Origin of the sequence: Azoarcus sp. DN11, assembly GCF_003628555.1 — a bacterium.
In the GTDB taxonomy this organism is placed as follows: Bacteria; Pseudomonadota; Gammaproteobacteria; order Burkholderiales; family Rhodocyclaceae; genus Aromatoleum.
Map to the genome: position 1 here is coordinate 3,150,055 of NZ_CP021731.1, position 17,264 is coordinate 3,167,318.

Annotated in this window: 13 protein-coding genes; 8 read left to right on the forward strand and 5 right to left on the reverse strand. The window is 68.0% G+C overall.

Annotated features, from left to right (window positions below; all coding sequences use genetic code 11):
- Nucleotides 1-12: 12 nt before the first annotated feature.
- The 4 genes from CDA09_RS14490 to CDA09_RS14505 form a co-directional block, all read right to left on the reverse strand.
- On the reverse strand, nt 13-1,386 hold the full coding sequence (locus CDA09_RS14490) for a sensor histidine kinase (protein WP_121429294.1): 1,374 nt from the start codon (nt 1,384-1,386) through the stop codon (nt 13-15).
- Nucleotides 1,387-1,517: 131 nt separating this feature from the next.
- The gene (locus CDA09_RS14495; RefSeq protein ID WP_164844427.1) at nt 1,518-3,206 is read right to left on the reverse strand and encodes an ABC transporter ATP-binding protein; all 1,689 of its coding nucleotides are present in this window, start codon (nt 3,204-3,206) and stop codon (nt 1,518-1,520) included.
- Nucleotides 3,207-3,595: 389 nt separating this feature from the next.
- Complete coding sequence (locus tag CDA09_RS14500) at nt 3,596-4,117, reverse strand: class I SAM-dependent methyltransferase (protein WP_121430879.1); 522 nt, start codon at nt 4,115-4,117, stop codon at nt 3,596-3,598.
- Between the two features lie 62 nt (nt 4,118-4,179).
- Nucleotides 4,180-5,640 carry an NAD-dependent succinate-semialdehyde dehydrogenase gene (locus CDA09_RS14505; protein ID WP_121429296.1) on the reverse strand — a complete coding sequence of 487 codons (1,461 nt, stop codon included), beginning with the start codon at nt 5,638-5,640 and terminating at the stop codon, nt 4,180-4,182.
- Nucleotides 5,641-5,956: 316 nt separating this feature from the next.
- On the opposite strand from CDA09_RS14505, the gene CDA09_RS14510 reads away from it, so the two are divergent.
- The 8 genes from CDA09_RS14510 to minE all read left to right on the forward strand — a co-directional run bounded on the left by CDA09_RS14510 (nt 5,957) and on the right by minE (nt 15,222).
- Complete coding sequence (locus CDA09_RS14510) at nt 5,957-8,650, forward strand: bifunctional acetate--CoA ligase family protein/GNAT family N-acetyltransferase (RefSeq protein ID WP_121429297.1); 2,694 nt, start codon at nt 5,957-5,959, stop codon at nt 8,648-8,650.
- 10 nt (nt 8,651-8,660) lie between these two features.
- On the forward strand, nt 8,661-9,509 hold the full coding sequence (locus tag CDA09_RS14515; protein WP_121429298.1) for a D-hexose-6-phosphate mutarotase: 849 nt from the start codon (nt 8,661-8,663) through the stop codon (nt 9,507-9,509).
- A 130-nt stretch (nt 9,510-9,639) separates the two neighbouring features.
- Complete coding sequence (locus tag CDA09_RS14520; RefSeq protein WP_121429299.1) at nt 9,640-11,976, forward strand: Tex family protein; 2,337 nt, start codon at nt 9,640-9,642, stop codon at nt 11,974-11,976.
- A gap of 4 nt (nt 11,977-11,980) precedes the next feature.
- Entirely contained in the window at nt 11,981-12,349 is a 369-nt protein-coding gene (locus CDA09_RS14525) for an ArsC family reductase (protein WP_121429300.1), read from the forward strand.
- The gene (hslO, locus tag CDA09_RS14530) at nt 12,346-13,230 is read left to right on the forward strand and encodes an Hsp33 family molecular chaperone HslO (protein ID WP_121429301.1); all 885 of its coding nucleotides are present in this window, start codon (nt 12,346-12,348) and stop codon (nt 13,228-13,230) included. Before CDA09_RS14525 ends, hslO begins: the two co-directional genes overlap by 4 nt.
- 103 nt (nt 13,231-13,333) lie before the next feature.
- Entirely contained in the window at nt 13,334-14,113 is a 780-nt protein-coding gene (minC, locus tag CDA09_RS14535; RefSeq protein WP_121429302.1) for a septum site-determining protein MinC, read from the forward strand.
- A gap of 70 nt (nt 14,114-14,183) precedes the next feature.
- Nucleotides 14,184-14,960, forward strand: coding sequence for a septum site-determining protein MinD (minD, locus tag CDA09_RS14540; protein WP_502697094.1), 777 nt, complete (start codon nt 14,184-14,186; stop codon nt 14,958-14,960).
- A 1-nt stretch (nt 14,961) separates the two neighbouring features.
- A complete protein-coding gene (gene minE / locus CDA09_RS14545; protein ID WP_121429304.1) occupies nt 14,962-15,222 on the forward strand; it encodes a cell division topological specificity factor MinE in 261 nt (86 codons plus the stop codon).
- A 75-nt stretch (nt 15,223-15,297) separates the two neighbouring features.
- Here minE and CDA09_RS14550 read toward each other — a convergent pair whose 3' ends face one another.
- Nucleotides 15,298-17,097, reverse strand: coding sequence for a methyl-accepting chemotaxis protein (locus CDA09_RS14550; RefSeq protein ID WP_121429305.1), 1,800 nt, complete (start codon nt 17,095-17,097; stop codon nt 15,298-15,300).
- Nucleotides 17,098-17,264: the final 167 nt, after the last annotated feature.

The window sequence follows — 17,264 nt, forward strand, 5'->3', positions numbered from 1 at the left end:
CGGTCCCGTCCGTCATGCGCACGCCAGGACCAGCCGAACGGCCGTACCCTGACCCGGAGCACTGTCGATTTCCAGCATGCCGCCGTAGCGCTCGACGATGCGCCGCGCCAGAGCCAGCCCGACCCCCAGGCCCTGCGTCTTGGTCGTGTAGAACGGCTTGCCGGCACGCTGCAGCTGCTCGGCGGTCATGCCGGGGCCGCTGTCGCGCACCGCGAGCACCACCTGCCGGCCGCCGCGCTGGCTCTCGCAGCCGATCTGCAGCTTGCCGTCCGCCTGGATCGCCTCGATCGCGTTCGCCACCACGCTGTGCAGGACCTGCGCCAGCAGCAGCGGATCGCCCCGAACCTCGGGGATCTGCTCGGGCATCTGCAGCGATGCGGTGATGCGCCGCCGATGCAGCTCGCGCCCGAATTCGTCGACGCAGCGCGACAAAATCGGCCCGAGCGACACGGCCGCGGCCTTTTCCTCCAGCGGCCGGGAATAGGACAGCAGCTCGCGCACCCAGGCTTCCAGCCGGTCCGATTCGGAAATGATGTCGGCAGCGGCTTCACGGCCCGTTGCCTCGTCCGTGACGAGGATCAGCTCGGCGGAGCTGCGGATCGACGCCAGCGGGTTACGGATGCCGTGGGCGATGGCCGAGCTCATTTCGCCCACCACGGCCAGCGTTTCGGCGTCGACGAGGCGGCCCTGCTGTTCGGAAATCAGCAGATCGGCCCGCCGCGCGACGCCGAAAAGGGTCACGAACAGGAACAGGCCCGCCAGCGTGGCGCCGACCGCAATGCTGCGGTTGAGATACTGCAGCGCATTGAACAGCGCCACGGGGTTCTTGTAGAACTCGATCGCGCCCAGCACCTTGCCATCGGTGTCGTGCACCGGCAGGTAGATCTCGACGAAGAAGTTCGCCGCACGCGCGAGGTGCAGATGCTCGGCCTTTTCCTTGGCCTCGTGGTGCTTGCCGTGTGCGACGAGTTTCCCCGACAGGGCCTCGTCGAGCTCCTCGTTCGCACCGAACTGCTGACCGATCAGGTCCGCGTCGCTGGACCACAGGATGCGGCGGGACGTATCGTACAGATTCGACCGCAGCACGCCGGGCATGCGCGCGAGATGCGCGAACGCCCCGCCCGGTTCATCCTCGCTCGCCGGTATGCCCTCGACCAGCAGTGCGCGCATGGATTTCTCCGTCAGGACGAGATTCTCGACCATCTCCAGGGTGAGCTGCCCTTCCTGCCGCACCATGCGCTCGGTCACGAACTCCGAGATCAGGTAGCCGGCGATCGCCGAGATCGACGCGATCGACAACAGCCCGATCAGCGCAAACCAGCGACTCAGATTGAAGGGGCGGAGCACCATCGGCCCAGCGCGCCGTTCGCGTTTGGTTGCGGCCATCGCCTTCCCTCCAACCCCGGCAGCCTCCGCCGCCTCGGTTACCATGCTGCGCCTGAGCGGGCACCCCCGAAAAGGTGGCTGAACACCCGCACCCCCAGATTCCCCGCCGCATGCTGCGCCGGCAGCCATGCTCACCCCGCCTCATCCGCTTCACGCTGAAACAGGCGCCGGGTGCGTCCCCTCCGGCCCATCAGCTCAGCGGGCGTTCCCCATTCCAGCAGGCGCCCCACTTCGACGTACCACACGAGATCGGCCTGCATCATCCGCGCATAACTGTGCGTCACCATCAGCACGGTGCCGGCGAAACCATCCAGGATCTGCCCGAGATTGCGCGCCGACGCCGGATCGAGGTTCGCGTCCGCCGCGTCGAGCAGCAGCACGGACGGGCTCCCGAGCAGCGCCCTTGCCCACACGATGCGCTGGCGCTGCCCGTAGGACAGATTCGCGCCGGCATCCGCCACCCGGGTGCGCGCACCATCGGGCAGCGTCGCCAGCAGCTCGTCCACGCCGCACAGCGCGGCCACGCGCGCGACCTCCGTGTCCGGCGCATCGGGCCAGCGGTAGCGCAGGTTGCGTTCGAGCGTGCCGCGCAGCAAGGGCAGGTCCGGCGTCACGACGCCAAGCGCACGGCGCAGTTCCGACAGCCGATAGCGTCCGATCGGCGCCCCGGCAATGCGGATCTCGCCGCGGTCGGGTTCGAGCAGGCGCGCCGCCATCGCCAGCAGGGTTGATTTGCCCGCTCCGCTCGGGCCGACGATCGCCACCGTCGCGCCGGCCGGCACGCACGCACTGAAGCACCGCAGCGCCGTGCCGCTCGACACGCCGCGGAACTCGATCTCGACCGCCCCGCAGGGTGCGGCGAGCGGGGTCGGCGAAGTGTCGCCGTCGTCGTCCTGCGCACACGTTGCCAGGCGCGGCGTCGCAAGGAAGGTGGCGATCTTCTCGAACGCGGCCCGCGCCGACCGCCGGTAGCCCAGCGCCAGGCCGAAATCGCGGAAGGCGGGCGCGATCAGACCGACGGCGGTGATCGCGCCGACGACCTGGGATGCCTTGAGCGCACCGCCGGCCACCTCGAACGCGCCCGCCAGCAGGACGCCGGCAGCCGCGAAGGACGAACTGAACTCGGCCGCCGATTTCAGCAGCGCCATTCCCCGAGTCTGCGCGACCCCGGCGTCGGCAAGCCCCGCGCCCTGCCGCTCGAGCAGGGCGCGCTCGCGGGCGACCTGATCGAACACCTGCACCACCGCGATGCCACCGATTTTGTCATTCACGTTTGCAGCGAGCCGCGCCTGGCGCCGCCGCGCCTCGTGCACCGCGGGATCGACCCGATCGCTGAGCAGCGCCAGCGCAACCGCCACGCCGACGAAAGCCCAGCTCGCGACGAAGGCCATGGTTCCATTCACCAGGGCCAGCACGCAGAGCGCAATGGACGCACTCAATGCGCCGACCGCAATTCGTGGCAAGCCAAGACTCATCCAGCGCCGGATCCCTTTTACATCCTCGACGAAGCGCTGGATCGTCGCGCCGCGGCCGCGTGCCTGCATTCGCCGCGGCGGCTGCCCGGCCAGGCTGTCGTACAGGGCGAGTCGCAATTCCGCTGCGTAATCCTGCCCCAGACGCTCCGCCTGCACGCGTTCCACCACGCGCAGGGCGGCGAGCACCGCTCCCGCGCCCAGCATGGCGCCGATCAGCCCGAATGCCATCGCCGAACCGCCCGTGCGGTGGTCGATCACCATCTCGAAGAAGCGGTGCGTCAACCAGGCGCAGGCCAGCGCCGCAACCGCCTGGGCAATGCCGTTGAGGGCCAGCCCCGTCAGCATGAAGCGCCGCGCACCGGCCCACATGCGCGGCACGGCCGACTCCGCCCGACACATCACAGCACTCCGGCCGCGAGACCTTCCGTCGCCCGAAATCCAACGTAGCCGAGGATGTACGGGGTCTTCAGACGGGCGACACGACCGGCTTGGAGCAAGGTGACGTCAGGGGTATTCATTTCGGCCTCCGCTGAACTGATCATCCCGGACCAGTGGTGCCGGGTTGACAATCCCCACGCACACCGCGTGCCACAACTGGAAACATTTCCCATTCCCAATAGCCGCGCCCGCTTCCCGCCGCTACAGCCGTTCCCGCCCCCTCCTTGGGATACCGACAATGGGGTATATGCCCCAAATCTTAAACAAAAAATTTGGGGGCGCTCCCCAAATACTTCTCACTCCGTTGCGACTTCCCCTTGAACTCGCAGTTCGACGGAATCCGCCGGTCGCCTGGCGGCGCACACCCGCTGGACGACCGCCGCGCGCGGACGCGCCACGACCCCCTGCTCGAACGCAACCACCGAGAAGCCGGCGCCGATGCGTTCGAGCAGTTCGCCCGGACGCAACAGGAACTCGGGGCTCGACGGACGCCCGAAGCGCTCGTTGCCCAGCATGAACGTCTCGTAGATCAGGACCCCGCCGGGCGCGACGCAGGCGAGCAGATCGCCAAGGCGCGGCCGGAAGAGGTAGTTCGTGACCACCACCGCATCGAAGCGCTGCCCCGCAAACGGCCACGCGCCCTCCTCCAGGTCCGCGCAGCGCGTCTCGATGCCCGGCACGCCCGCGAGCGTTGCCAGCGCTTCGGCATTGCGATCGACCGCCACGACGCGGAACCCCTGCGCCGCGAACAACCTCGCGTGACGCCCCCCGCCGCATGCGTAATCGAGCACCGCGCCGCCCGGCACGACCAGCGGCATGAAGCGCCGCACCCACGCCGAGGCTTCGACCGGCAGTCCGTGAGCCGTCGCGATGCCCTCGCTCACCGGTCCACGCCCGCAATGCAGACCGACTTGATCTCGAGGTACTCGTCGATGCCATACACCGACCCCTCGCGACCGAGGCCCGACTGCTTGATGCCGCCGAACGGCGACACCTCGTTCGACATCAGCCCCGTGTTCACGCCGACCATGCCGTACTCCAGCTCCTCCGACACGCGGAAGATGCGCCCGACATCGCGCGAATAGAAATACGCGGCGAGGCCGTACTCGGTGTCGTTCGCCATGCGGATCGCCTCCTCCTCGGTCTCGAAGCGGAACAGCGGTGCCACCGGGCCGAAGGTCTCCTCGCGCGCGACGCGCATCGCCGGCGTCACGTCGGCCAGCACCGTCGGCTCGAAGAAGGAGCCGCCCAGCGCATGCCGCCGCCCGCCCGTCATCACCCGCGCGCCCTTCTGCAGCGCGTCGGCGATGTGGCCTTCGACCTTGGCGACCGCCGCATCGTCGATGAGCGGCCCGACATGCACCCCGTCCGCCGTACCGGGGCCGACCCGCAGTCCGCGCACAGCCGCGGCCAGGCGCTCGGCGAAACGGTCGTAGATGCCCGACTGCACCAGCAGCCGGTTCGCGCACACGCAGGTCTGCCCGGCGTTGCGGTACTTCGATCCCATCGCCCCTTCCACCGCCGCATCGAGGTCGGCATCGTCGAACACGATGAACGGCGCGTTGCCTCCCAGCTCCAGCGACAGTTTCTTCAGCGTCGGCGCACACTGCCCCATCAGCAGGCGGCCGACCTCGGTCGAGCCGGTGAAGGACAGCTTGCGCACGATCGGGCTGGCGGTCAGCGCGCCGCCGATCGCGACCGGGTCGCCGGTGACGACGTTGAATACCCCCTTCGGGAAACCCGCCTGCTCCGCGAGCGCCATCAGCGCCAGCGCCGTCAATGGCGTCTGCTCCGCGGGCTTCACGATCACCGTGCACCCCGCGGCAAACGCCGGCGCCACCTTGCGCGTGATCATCGCCGCCGGGAAATTCCACGGCGTGATCGCCGCGCACACCCCCACCGGCTGGCGGATCACCAGCAGCCGGCGGTCCTGGCCCACGGTCGGGATCACGTCACCCATCGCGCGCTTCGCTTCCTCGGCGAACCACTCGACGAACGACGCCGCATACGTGACCTCGCCGCGGGCCTCCGCCAGCGGCTTGCCCTGCTCCGCCGTCATCAGCGCGGCCAGCTCGTCCGCCGCCTCGACGATCAGTGCGAACCAGCGCCGCAGCAGGGCCGCGCGCTCCTTCGCCAGCGTGCGCCGCCATGCCGGCAGTGCCGCGTCGGCTGCCGCGATCGCGCGGGCGGTCTCCGCGGCGCCCATGTCGGGCACGCGCGCGATCGTCGCGCCGGTAGCCGGGTCGCGCACGGCAAACGTCGCACCGGAATCGGCGTCCGACCAGGCGCCGTCGATATATGCCTGCTGGCGGAAGATGGGGAATTCGGCGATGTTCTTCATGATGGAAAATCTGCCTGTGTGGCGGGGGAACCCCGAGGAGCCACCAATTTTAGTCCGATGCCAATCGGCACGCACGGAGCGGACACCAACCGGCGCCAAGCCTCGCGGCCCGCGCGGCGATACGGCCTTGCAGTTGGTACCGATCGGCTATTTTTGTCGTTTATGTCACCATTCGAATGGTGCACTGCGGTAAACTTGAGTTTCGAGCAGGGTATAACCACACTGCAACACCACGAACACGATTCACTCCGCATGCGCGGCAACGTGCCGAACCTGGCACTCCGAGACCAGCGAACCTGGATCAAGGCGAACCAACATGAAAGAAAAGCATTACCTGAGCCCCCTGCTCGAACCGAAATCGGTCGGAGTCATCGGCGCCAGCGAGCGGGAAAACTCCATCGGCCACGTGGTCGTCCGCAACATGCTCGCAGCGGGCTTCCGCGGCCGTCTGTTCGCCATCAACCCGAAGCATGAATCGGTACTCGGGGTCCCCTGCCACAAGACCGTCGAGGACGTGCCGCACCGCCTGGACCTGGCCGTCATCGCCGTGCCCGCGGAAAAGGTCCTCACCGTGGTCGAAGGCTGCGGGCGCGCCGGCGTCAAGGCGATCATCATCCTCTCCGCCGGCTTCTCCGAAAGCGGCCCGCGCGGCGCCACGCTCGAACGCCACGTGGTCGAGGCCGCGCGCCGCTACCGCATCCGCCTGCTGGGCCCGAACTGCCTCGGCATCATGCGCCCGGAACTGGGCCTCAACGCCACCTTCGCGCACGTCAGCGCGATCAAGGGCTCCATCGGCCTGATCTCCCAGTCCGGCGCCCTCGTCACTTCGATCCTCGACTGGGCGATGCCGAACAACATCGGCTTCTCCACGGTCGTCTCGCTCGGCTCCTCGAGCGACATCGATTTCGGCGAAGTCCTCGAATACATGATCTCGGACCCACGCACCGAGAGCATCATCATGTACGTCGAAGGCATCCGCGACGCGCGCCGCTTCATGAGCGCCCTGCGTGGCGCCGCGCGCGTCAAGCCCGTGCTGCTGATCAAGGTCGGGCGCCATCCGCAGGGCGCGCGGGCGATCCGCTCCCACTCCGGCTCGGTGAGCGGCGACGACACGGTGTTCGACGCCGCGCTGCGCCGCTCCGGCGTGATCCGCCTGTACAACATGGGGCAGCTCTTCGCCGCCGCCAACGCACTGTTCTCGCATTTCCGCCCGCGCGGCAACCGCCTCGCGATCGTCACCAATGGCGGCGGACCGGGCGTCATGGCGGCCGACCGCGCCGCCGACCTCGGCATCCCGCTGTCGGAGCTCTCCGAAGGGACGATGGAGAAGCTCAATGCCGCCCTGCCCCACGGCTGGTCGCGCGGCAACCCGATCGACATCCTCGGCGACGCCGACGTCGAGCGCTACCGCAAGACCGTGCAGGCCGCCATCGAAGGCCCCAACGTCGACGGCGTCCTCGTGATGCTGACGCCGCAGGCCACCAGCGACCCGAGCGCCGTCGCCGAAGCGATCGTCGAGCTGGAAAAAACCGCCGACAAGCCGGTGGTGACGTGCTGGATGGGCGAGGAACTGGTACGCAGCGGCCGCAAGGCCTTCGAGACGGCCGGCATCCCGACCTTCCGCACGCCGGAGCCGGCCGTCGAGCTCTTCAGCCACCTCTCCGCGTACTACCGCAACCAGAAGCTGCTGATGCAGACGCCGGCGTCCCTGTCGCACCTGAAGCCGCCGTCGATCGAAAGCGCCCGCCTCGTCATCGAGACGGCGCTCGCCGAGCGCCGCAAGGTGCTCAACGAGATGGAATCGAAGGCGCTGCTGGCCGCCTTCCGCATCCCCATCGCGCAGACCGTCGTCGCCCGCTCGGCGACCGAGGCGATGGTGCTGGCCGAGGAAATCGGCCTGCCCGTCGTCATGAAGATCGACTCGCCGTCGATCATCCACAAGGCCGACTCCGGCGGCGTGCGCCTCAACCTCGGCAGCCTCGCCGCGGTGCGCACCGCCTACCAGGAGATCCTCGAGGACGTCCGCCGCAACAAGCCTGAGGCCGCGATCAACGGCGTCGCGATCGAGCCCATGATCATGAAGCGCAACGGCCGCGAACTGGCCGTCGGCGTGCGCCGCGATCCCGTGTTCGGCCCCGTCATCACCTTCGGCGAGGGCGGCAACCGCGTCGAGGCCAACAAGGACCTCGCCGTCGCGCTGCCGCCGCTGAACAACTACCTCGTGCACGACCTCATCAAGTCGTCGCGTGTCGCCAGCCTGCTCGGCGAATTCCGCACCATGCCCCCGGTCGACATGGAAGCGCTGGAATTCGTCCTGCTGCGCGTGTCGGAAATGGTCTGCGAGCTGCCGTGGATCACGACGATGGAGATCAACCCGCTGATCGTCGACGAGCACGGCGCCGTTGCCGTCGACGCACGGGTCACGGTGGAAAACGTGTCCCCGTCGGTCGACCGCTACGCACACATGGCGATCCACCCCTACCCGTCGCAGCTCACCAGCACCTGGATCCAGCCCGAAGGCACCGTGGTCACGATCCGCCCGATCAAGCCCGAGGACGCCGAACTCGAAGTCGAGTTCGTGCGCAAGCTGTCGGCCGAGACCAAGTACTACCGCTTCATGAACACCATGCGCGAACTGCCGCCGGCGATGGTCGCGCGCCTGACGCAGATCGACTACGACCGCGAGATGGCCTTCCTCGCAACGATCCCGGCCGAGGACGGAACACACGAGATGGAGGTCGGCGTGTGCCGCTATGCGGTCAATCCCGACGGCGAGTCCTGCGAATTCGCAGTCGTCGTCGCCGACGACTGGCAGCACCGCGGCCTCGCACGCAAGCTGATGGGCGTGCTCATCGAAACCGCGCGCAACAAGGGCCTGCTGTACATGAACGGCGTCTTCCTCGCCAACAACGAACGCATGCTCAAGTTCGTGCAGGGCCTGGGGTTCGTGCTGTCGAACGATCCCGAGGACAACACCGTCAAACTCGGTGTCCTTGCGCTGCAGGACTGAAACGCACCCGATGCCCGCAACGATCGAAACCATAACCTTCCACGGCCAGCCCGCCCTCGCGCTCTCCACGCAGGCCGGCGCGCGCGCCGTCGTGTCGCTCTTCGGCGCCCAGATCCTGTCGTGGATCCCGGCGGGCGGCGACGAGCGCCTCTACCTCAGCCCCGCCGCCGTCTACGACGGCAGCACCGCGATCCGCGGCGGCATCCCGGTGTGCTTCCCGCAGTTCGCCGGACTCGGCAAGCTCCCGAAGCACGGCATCCTGCGCACGCGCCCGTGGGTCGTGGACGAACAGCGCACGGGCGACGACTACGCGCTCGTCACGCTGCGCTGCACGGAGACCGACGACACTTGGGCGATCTGGCCGCAGAACTTCGTCGCCGAGCTCACCGTGGTCGTCGAGGGCGAGCGTCTCGACGTCGAACTCGAAGTCGAGAACACCGGCCACGCCCCCTTCGCCTTCACCGCGGCGCTGCACACCTACCTGCGCGTGAAGGAGGTCGAGACGGCCCGCCTCGAAGGCCTCTACAGCCACGAATACCGCGACGCCGCCGACCACGACCGCATCAAGCGCGACTCCGGCGACGTGCTGGTGGTCGAGGACGAGACCGACCGCGTGTACCACGACGTCAAGCGCCCGCTGCTCTTGCGCGACGGCGACCGCAGCCTCGGCATCAACGCGGAAGGCTTCCCGGATGTCATCGTGTGGAACCCGTGGGAAACGCGCTGCGCCGCGCTCACCGACATGCCGGCGAACGGCTTCCGCCACATGCTGTGCGTCGAGGCCGCCGCGGCGCGCCAGCGCATCGAACTGGACGCCGGCGAAAGCTGGGTCGGGCGCCAGAGCCTGATCGCGCTCTGATCCGTCAAATTCTGCAACCGGGCGGCGCTTGCGTCGGCAGGCCCCCTGTTGCACCATCGCCCCCCTCGTTCCCCCTTTCCAACAAGACGGCGCTACCCCACGCGTGTGGTCACCGCGCCCGCCCGAGTCCATGCTTCCCCCGATCGAACACCGCATCGCCACCGAACTCTCGGCACAACCCCGCCAGGTCGTCGCCGCCATCCAGCTCCTCGACGAAGGCGCCACCGTGCCCTTCATCGCCCGCTACCGCAAGGAAGTCACCGGCGGGCTCGACGACACCCAGCTGCGTAACCTCGAGGAACGCCTCGGCTACCTGCGCGAGCTCGAGGATCGCCGCGCCGCCGTCGTCGCATCGATCACCGAACAGGGCAAGATGACCGACGCGCTCGCCGCCGAGATCGCCTCGGCCGAGACCAAGCAGCGCCTCGAAGACCTCTACCTCCCCTACAAGCAGAAGCGCCGCACCAAGGCGCAGATCGCGCGCGAAGCCGGCATCGAGCCGCTCGCGCTGGCGCTGCTGGAAGACCCGAACCGGGTTCCCGAGACCGAAGCCGAACGCTACTTCAACGCCGAAGCCGGCTTCGCCGACGTCAAGAGTGTGCTCGACGGCGCGCGCCAGATCCTCATCGAGCGCTTCGCCGAGGACGCCGAACTGCTCGGCACGCTGCGCGGCTGGCTGCAGGAAAGCGGCCAGGTCGCCTCGACGGTGGTCGAAGGCAAGGAAACCGAAGGCGCCAAGTTCCGCGACTGGTTCGATTTCCGCGAGGCGATCGCCACGATGCCCTCGCACCGCGCGCTCGCGCTGCTGCGCGGCCGCAACGAAGGCGTGCTGCGCCTCGCCCTCACCGTCGACCAGCCCGACCCGGACGCGCCCCACCCGTGCGAAGGACGCATCGCCGCGCGCTTCGGCGTCCGCGACCAGGGCCGCCCGGCCGACCGCTGGCTGCGCGACAGCGTGCGCTGGGCGTGGAGCGTGAAGATCTCGCTGCACCTCGAACTGGAGCTGATGAACGAGCTGCGCGAGCGCGCCGAAGAGGAAGCGATCCGCGTGTTCGCGCGCAACCTCAAGGCTCTCCTGCTCGCCGCGCCGGCCGGCGCCCGCTGCACGATGGGCCTCGACCCCGGCATCCGTACCGGCGTCAAGGTCGCGGTCATCGACCGCACCGGCAAGCTCGTCGACACTGCGACGATCTACCCTTTCGAGCCGCGCCGCGACCGCGACGGTTCGCTCGCGACGCTCGCCGCGCTGGCGAAGAAGCACGCCGTCGAGCTCGTCGCGATCGGCAACGGCACCGCCTCGCGCGAAACCGACAAGCTCGTCGCGGACCTGATGGAAGCGCTGCCGCAACTACGCCTGACCCGGGTCACGGTGTCCGAAGCCGGCGCGTCCGTGTATTCCGCGTCCGAACTCGCCGCGCGCGAATTCCCCAGCCTCGACGTGTCGCTGCGCGGCGCGGTGTCGATCGCCCGTCGCCTGCAGGATCCGCTCGCTGAACTCGTGAAAATCGACCCGAAGTCGATCGGCGTCGGCCAGTACCAGCACGACGTCAACCAGTCGCGCCTCGCGAAGAGCCTCGACGCGGTCGTCGAGGACTGCGTGAACGCCGTCGGCGTCGACGTGAACACCGCCTCCGCGGCACTCCTCGCGCGCATCTCCGGCCTCAACGCCACGCTCGCCGGCAACATCGTCGAGCATCGCGATGCCAATGGCCCGTTCGCCACGCGCGACGCGCTGAAGAAGGTCTCGCGCCTCGGCCCCAAGACCTTCGAGCAGGCCGCAGGCTTCCTGCGTATCCCCAACGGCGACAACCCCCTCGACGCCTCGTCGGTGCACCCCGAGGCCTACCCGGTGGTCGAACGCATCCTCGCGAAGGTCAGCCGGAACGTGCGCGAACTGATGGGCAACGCGAGCTTCCTCAAGACGCTGCGCCCGGCCGAGTTTACCGACGAGCGCTTCGGCCTGCCGACCGTGCAGGACATCCTCGCCGAGCTCGAGAAACCCGGCCGCGACCCGCGCCCGGAGTTCCGCACCGCCGCCTTCCGCGACGGCGTCGAGACGCTCAAGGACCTCGCCCCCGGCATGATGCTCGAAGGGGTGGTGACCAACGTCACCAACTTCGGCGCCTTCGTCGACATCGGCGTGCATCAGGACGGCCTCGTGCATATCTCGGCGCTGTCCGACCGCTTCGTGAAGGATCCGCACAGCGTCGTGAAGGCCGGCCAGGTCGTGAAGGTCAAGGTGCTGGAAGTGGACCTGCCGCGCAGCCGCGTCGCATTGACGATGCGCATGAGCGACGAACCCGTGCAAGCCCGCCCGGTCGGCGGACCGCGCGACACCGCCCCGCGCGGCCGCAGCGACGGTCCGCGCCAGGACCGCAACACGCCGCGCGGAAGCACGCGCGGCAACGAGCGCCCCGCCGCCGGCGGCGCGATGGCCGACGCGCTGGCACGCGCACTGCGCAAGTAAGACCATGAGCACGACGATCTACGGCATCAAGAACTGCGATATGATGAAGAAGGCCTTTGCCTGGCTCGACGCGCAGGGCATCGCCTACACTTTCCACGACTACCGCAAGTCCGGCATCTCCCCCGACACGCTCGCCCGCTGGTGCGACCGCCTCGGCTGGCAGGCGCTGGTCAACACGCGCGGCACCACCTGGCGCAAGCTCGACCCCGCGCAGCAGGCGATCGCCTCCGCCGCGGACGCCATCGCGCTGATGGCCGCGCACACCAGCGTCATCCGCCGCCCCGTGATCGAGACGGCCTCGGGCGGGATCGTCGCCGGATTCGACACCGAACGCCTCACCGCGCTGTTCGCGCAGGACGGAGCCCACCGATGAAGACTCACAAGAGCTACGTACGCCGCTTCCTGCTCGAGGACCTCGACATCCGCGGCGCCGTCGTGCGCCTGGACGACGTCTGGCAGGCACTGCAGAAGGGGCGCAACTACCCGCGCAACGTCGGCACCCTGCTCGGCGAGATGAGCGCCGTGTCGGCACTGATCACCGCGAACCTCAAGCAGGCCGGGCGCCTCACCTTCCAGGTGCAGGGCCACGGGGCGGTACGCCTGCTCGTGGTCGACTGCGACGAGACCCTGAACCTGCGCGGCTTCGCGGCCTTCGACGAGCCCGTACCGGACGGCGACCACCTCGCGCAGTTGGTCGGCGACGGCATCCTCCAGCTCACGCTGGACGTCGAAGGCATGGACCAGCCCTACCAGAGCCTCGTCCCGCTCGAAGGCAACAGCATCGCCACGGTGTTCGAGCATTACCTGCAGCAGTCCGAACAGCAGCCGGCCGGCCTGTGGCTCGCGTGCAGCAAGGACGCGGCCGCGGCACTGTTCCTGCAGAAGCTCCCCGGCGCCGACGCGCGCGACGAGGACGGCTGGTCGCGCGCCCACCAGTTCGCGCAGACCGTCACGCGCGAAGAACTCCTTGCGCTCGACCCCGAGACCCTGCTCGGCCGCCTGTTCGCCGAGGAAACCGTGCGCCTCTACGATCCGCGCCCGGTGACCCACGACTTCCCGCCCGACCGCGACAAGATCGTCGCGATGCTGCGCGCGCTCGGCGAAGGCGAGGTGCGCCGCATCTACGCCGAGCACGGCGAGCTGGTCGTGCGCGACGACCTGTCGAACCACGAATACCGCTTCGAACCGGACGAGATCGACGAACTCTTCGAGTCCGGCCCCGGCCCCGCGGAACCGCCTCCGACCCTGCACTGAGCGCGATTATGGCCTTCCGGTGCATGACATCATGCACCGGAAGATCCTTGCCCGATTCCACTGTCGTCATTAGACTTTCAAGCTTTTCGGCCTCATCGTACCCATGTCCGCTTCCAACGCCGCCCGCTCGATCGAGTTCCGTAATGCGACGCTCGGCGCCACCATAGCGGTCCTGCGCGAAACCGAACCGGCAAGGCTCGCCGACGCCCTGCACCTGATGCTCGGCGGCATGCCCGATTTCTTCAGCGGCGAAGCGGCCGTGCTTGATTTCGCCGACATCGCGGCCTACCCCGAACGCATCGACTGGGTCGGCCTCGCGAGCCTCTTCCGCCGCTACCGGCTGCAGCCCGTCGGCGTGCGCAACCTGCCGGAAGACCTCGCCGCGACGGCCCGTCAGGCGGGACTCGCGATCCTCGACGCGGCCGAACTGCGCGACCGCCAGGGCGCGGCACCCGCAGCGCCGCAACCGCACCCGGAACCCGCCCCCGCCGCACAGCCCGCACCGGCTCCGGCCGCCGCACCGGCAAGCTCCGCGAACACCCTCTACATCGACCGTCCGCTGCGTTCCGGCCAGCAGGTGTACGCCCGCGGCGCCGACCTCGTGCTCCTGGCCGGCGTCAGCAACGGCTCGGAAGTCATCGCCGACGGCAGCATCCACTGTTACGGCCCGCTGCGCGGCCGCGCGCTCGCCGGCGCCCGCGGCAATACCGAAGCGCGCATCGTGACGACCAATTTCGGCCCCGAACTGGTGTCGATCGCCGGCATCTATCGCACCTTCGAGCAGGGCATTCCCGCTTCGCTCGCCGGCCGTGCAGCGCTCGTGCGCCTCACGGACGGGGGCACCGACCAGAAACTTGACATCGAACCGCTGCAGCTCGGTTGAGCGCAGCGCACACTTTCAGGAAGGACAAACCGTGACTCGTGTCGTCGTCGTAACCTCGGGCAAGGGTGGCGTGGGCAAGACCACCACCAGCGCCGCCTTTTCCTCCGGCCTGGCCCTGCGCGGCTTCAAGACGGCCGTCATCGACTTCGACGTCGGCCTGCGCAACCTCGACCTGATCATGGGCTGCGAGCGCCGCGTCGTGTATGACCTCATCAACGTCATCAACGGCGACGCCAAGCTCAACCAGGCGCTCATCAAGGACAAGCACTGCGACAACCTCTTCGTGCTGCCCGCCTCGCAGACGCGCGACAAGGACGCGCTGACCGAGGAAGGCGTCGAGAAGGTGATCCACGACCTCGAGCACATGGGTTTCGACTACATCGTGTGCGACTCCCCCGCCGGCATCGAGCGCGGCGCCGTGCTCGCGCTGACTTTCGCCGACGAGGCGATCGTCACGACCAACCCCGAAGTCTCGTCGGTGCGCGACTCCGACCGCATCCTCGGCATCCTGCAGTCGAAGTCCCGCCGCGCCGAGGAAGGCAAGGAGCCGGTCAAGGAGCACCTGCTCGTCACCCGCTACTCGCCCAAGCGCGTCGACGAAGGCGAGATGCTGTCGTACAAGGACGTGCAGGAACTGCTGCGCGTACCACTGATCGGCGTGATCCCGGAATCCGAGTCGGTGCTCCAGGCCTCGAACCAGGGCATGCCGGCGATCCACCTGAAAGGCTCCGACGTCGCCGAAGCCTACACCGACGTCGTCGCGCGCTTCCTCGGCGAGAACCGCGAGCTGCGCTTCGTGAACTACGAGAAGCCCGGGCTCATCAAGCGCCTGTTCGGAGGCAAGTGAAATGTCCTTCCTGGCCCGCCTCTTCGGCGAAAAGAAGAAGACGGCGGAAATCGCCAAGAACCGCCTGTCGCTGCTGATCGCCCACGAGCGCAGCGGCGATGCGGCCAAGGCGGATTTCCTGCCGGCGCTGCAGCGCGAGCTGATCGACGTCATCTCGAAGTACGTCTCGGTCAATCCGGACGACATCAAGGTGCACCTCGACAAGCAGGACAACTACGAGGTCCTGGAAGTCAAGATCGAGCTGCCCGAACAGGCCCGCTGATCCCCCGCGGCACAGATCCGCGGCGCATGCCGCACGTCACCGGGCGCACCCCACGGCGCCCGGTGCTCTCGCCATTCAGCGTTCGGCGAGCAACGCCTCCGCCGGCATGCCGACGCGCACGTTGCCCCACAGCCGGCCGCCGATCATGATCGGCATCGACATGTCGCACAGGATCTCGCCGGTATCGCGCATGAAGGTCTGCAGCAGCAACGGATCGGTGTTCTTCGCCCCGCGCAGCTCCGCCACCCCCTCGAACTTGCGGCACGTGCGGTTGCCGACCAGGTCCGCCTCCCGGTTCCCCGTCAGCGGCTTCGAATACTTGAGGTTGTGCCCCGACAGATAGCTGTCGACGTTCAAGCCCACGGCATAGGCACAGCCCGGAATCGCCGCGAGGCACTCGTCGAGGATCTTCTGGCAACGACGGGTGTATTCGTCGCCCCACGACACCTTGAACTTCTGCGGGAAGGTGTCGGGAATCGGCTGGTAGCGCTTGTCGAACACGTCGAAGCGGTTGTTCCTCATCTCCTCGAGCTGGGCCTGCACGCGATCGCGGAAGATCCGCGCCTGCTCGACGGCGTGATCGAACTCGCCCTTGCCGATCTTGAAGCGTGACACCAGCTCCTGCACGGACTCGGTCGCGCGGGCGAGCTTCACCGTGCAGTCCTCGGACTCTTCCATGTGCTTCGCCACCGTACCCGACAGATCGTGGATCGTGGCCACGTTCTCGTGCACCTGCCCGTTGGTCGCCGAGAGCTGCTCCATCGCGGTCGCGATCTGCAGCAACTGCTCGCCGGTCGTCTCGAATTCGCCGACCATGAACTGGAACTGCATCGCCGAGCGCGCGACGACTTCGCGCGCCTGCAGCACGTCGACGTTGATGACCTCGTTCTCGGCGCGGGTGTTCATCACGCGGCCGATCATCCCGTCGATATTGCCGGTGATTTCCTCGGCCGCGGTATTCACGCGCTCGGCGAGCTTGCGCACCTCGTCCGCGACGACCGCGAAGCCGCGCCCCGCCTCGCCCGCACGCGCGGCCTCGATCGCGGCGTTGAGCGCGAGGAGGTTGGTCTGGTCGGCGATCTCGCGGATCAGCGACGCGATCTGCTTGACGCTCTCGGAGCGCTTCGACAGGTCGTCCACGGTCGCGTTGAAGTGCAGCACCTTCTCGCTCACCGCGTTGATCTTCTCCGAGATGTCGCGCATCTCCCCCAGTGAAGCACGCGCGATCTCCAGGTTCTTGGTTGTCGACTCGGAAATCTGATGTGTGCTCTCCGACACGCTCTCGATCGCGGAGGTCGATTCGGTGCTCGCGCTGAACACCACCTCGGTGAGCTGCCCTTGTCGGCGCGCGTCGTTCGCCGCCCCCTGGACGCGCGACTTCACGATCACGGCATCACGGGCGATGCTCACCGTCATCGTGCGCACGTCGCCGATGATCTGGCGCATCTTCTCGGCGAAATGGTTATAGCTGATCGCGAGGTCGCGCAGTTCGTCGTGCGTGACGAGCGGCAGGTTGCGCGAGAAGTCGCCCTCGCCGCGCGCAATCTCGTTGAAGATGTCGGTAATGATGCGCACCGGCCGGACGATGAGGTGCCGGATGTAGAGGATCTGCCCGACGATGACCGCGAGCACCACGGCCGTCACGATCGCCATCAGGTACAGCCCGGTCTCGAGCGAAGCGGAGACCTGCTGCGCCAGCTCGGGCGGAATCTTTCCCGCCTCGAGCAGCGCTTGGACCGCCATCTTCTGGTTCAGGTAGATCCCGACGTACGCCAGGTCGATGAAGAACAGCAACAGGAAGCTGCACAGCTTCTTGGTGAGCGAATTCCAGAACGTCTTCTCGATCGTTTCGTACAGGCTTTCGGACGAGCCCATTTCCTTCCTCCCCGCCTACGGTTTGCTTCGGATATATCGCGACTATCGGCCGCAGCGGGCGACACTTTAGCGCTTCGACCAATTTTGTGCCCCACCACGATGCGTGACGGCGAGCGGCGCGGATTTGCGGGGTATTCCCGGGCATGCCACAATTATCTTTTTAGCCG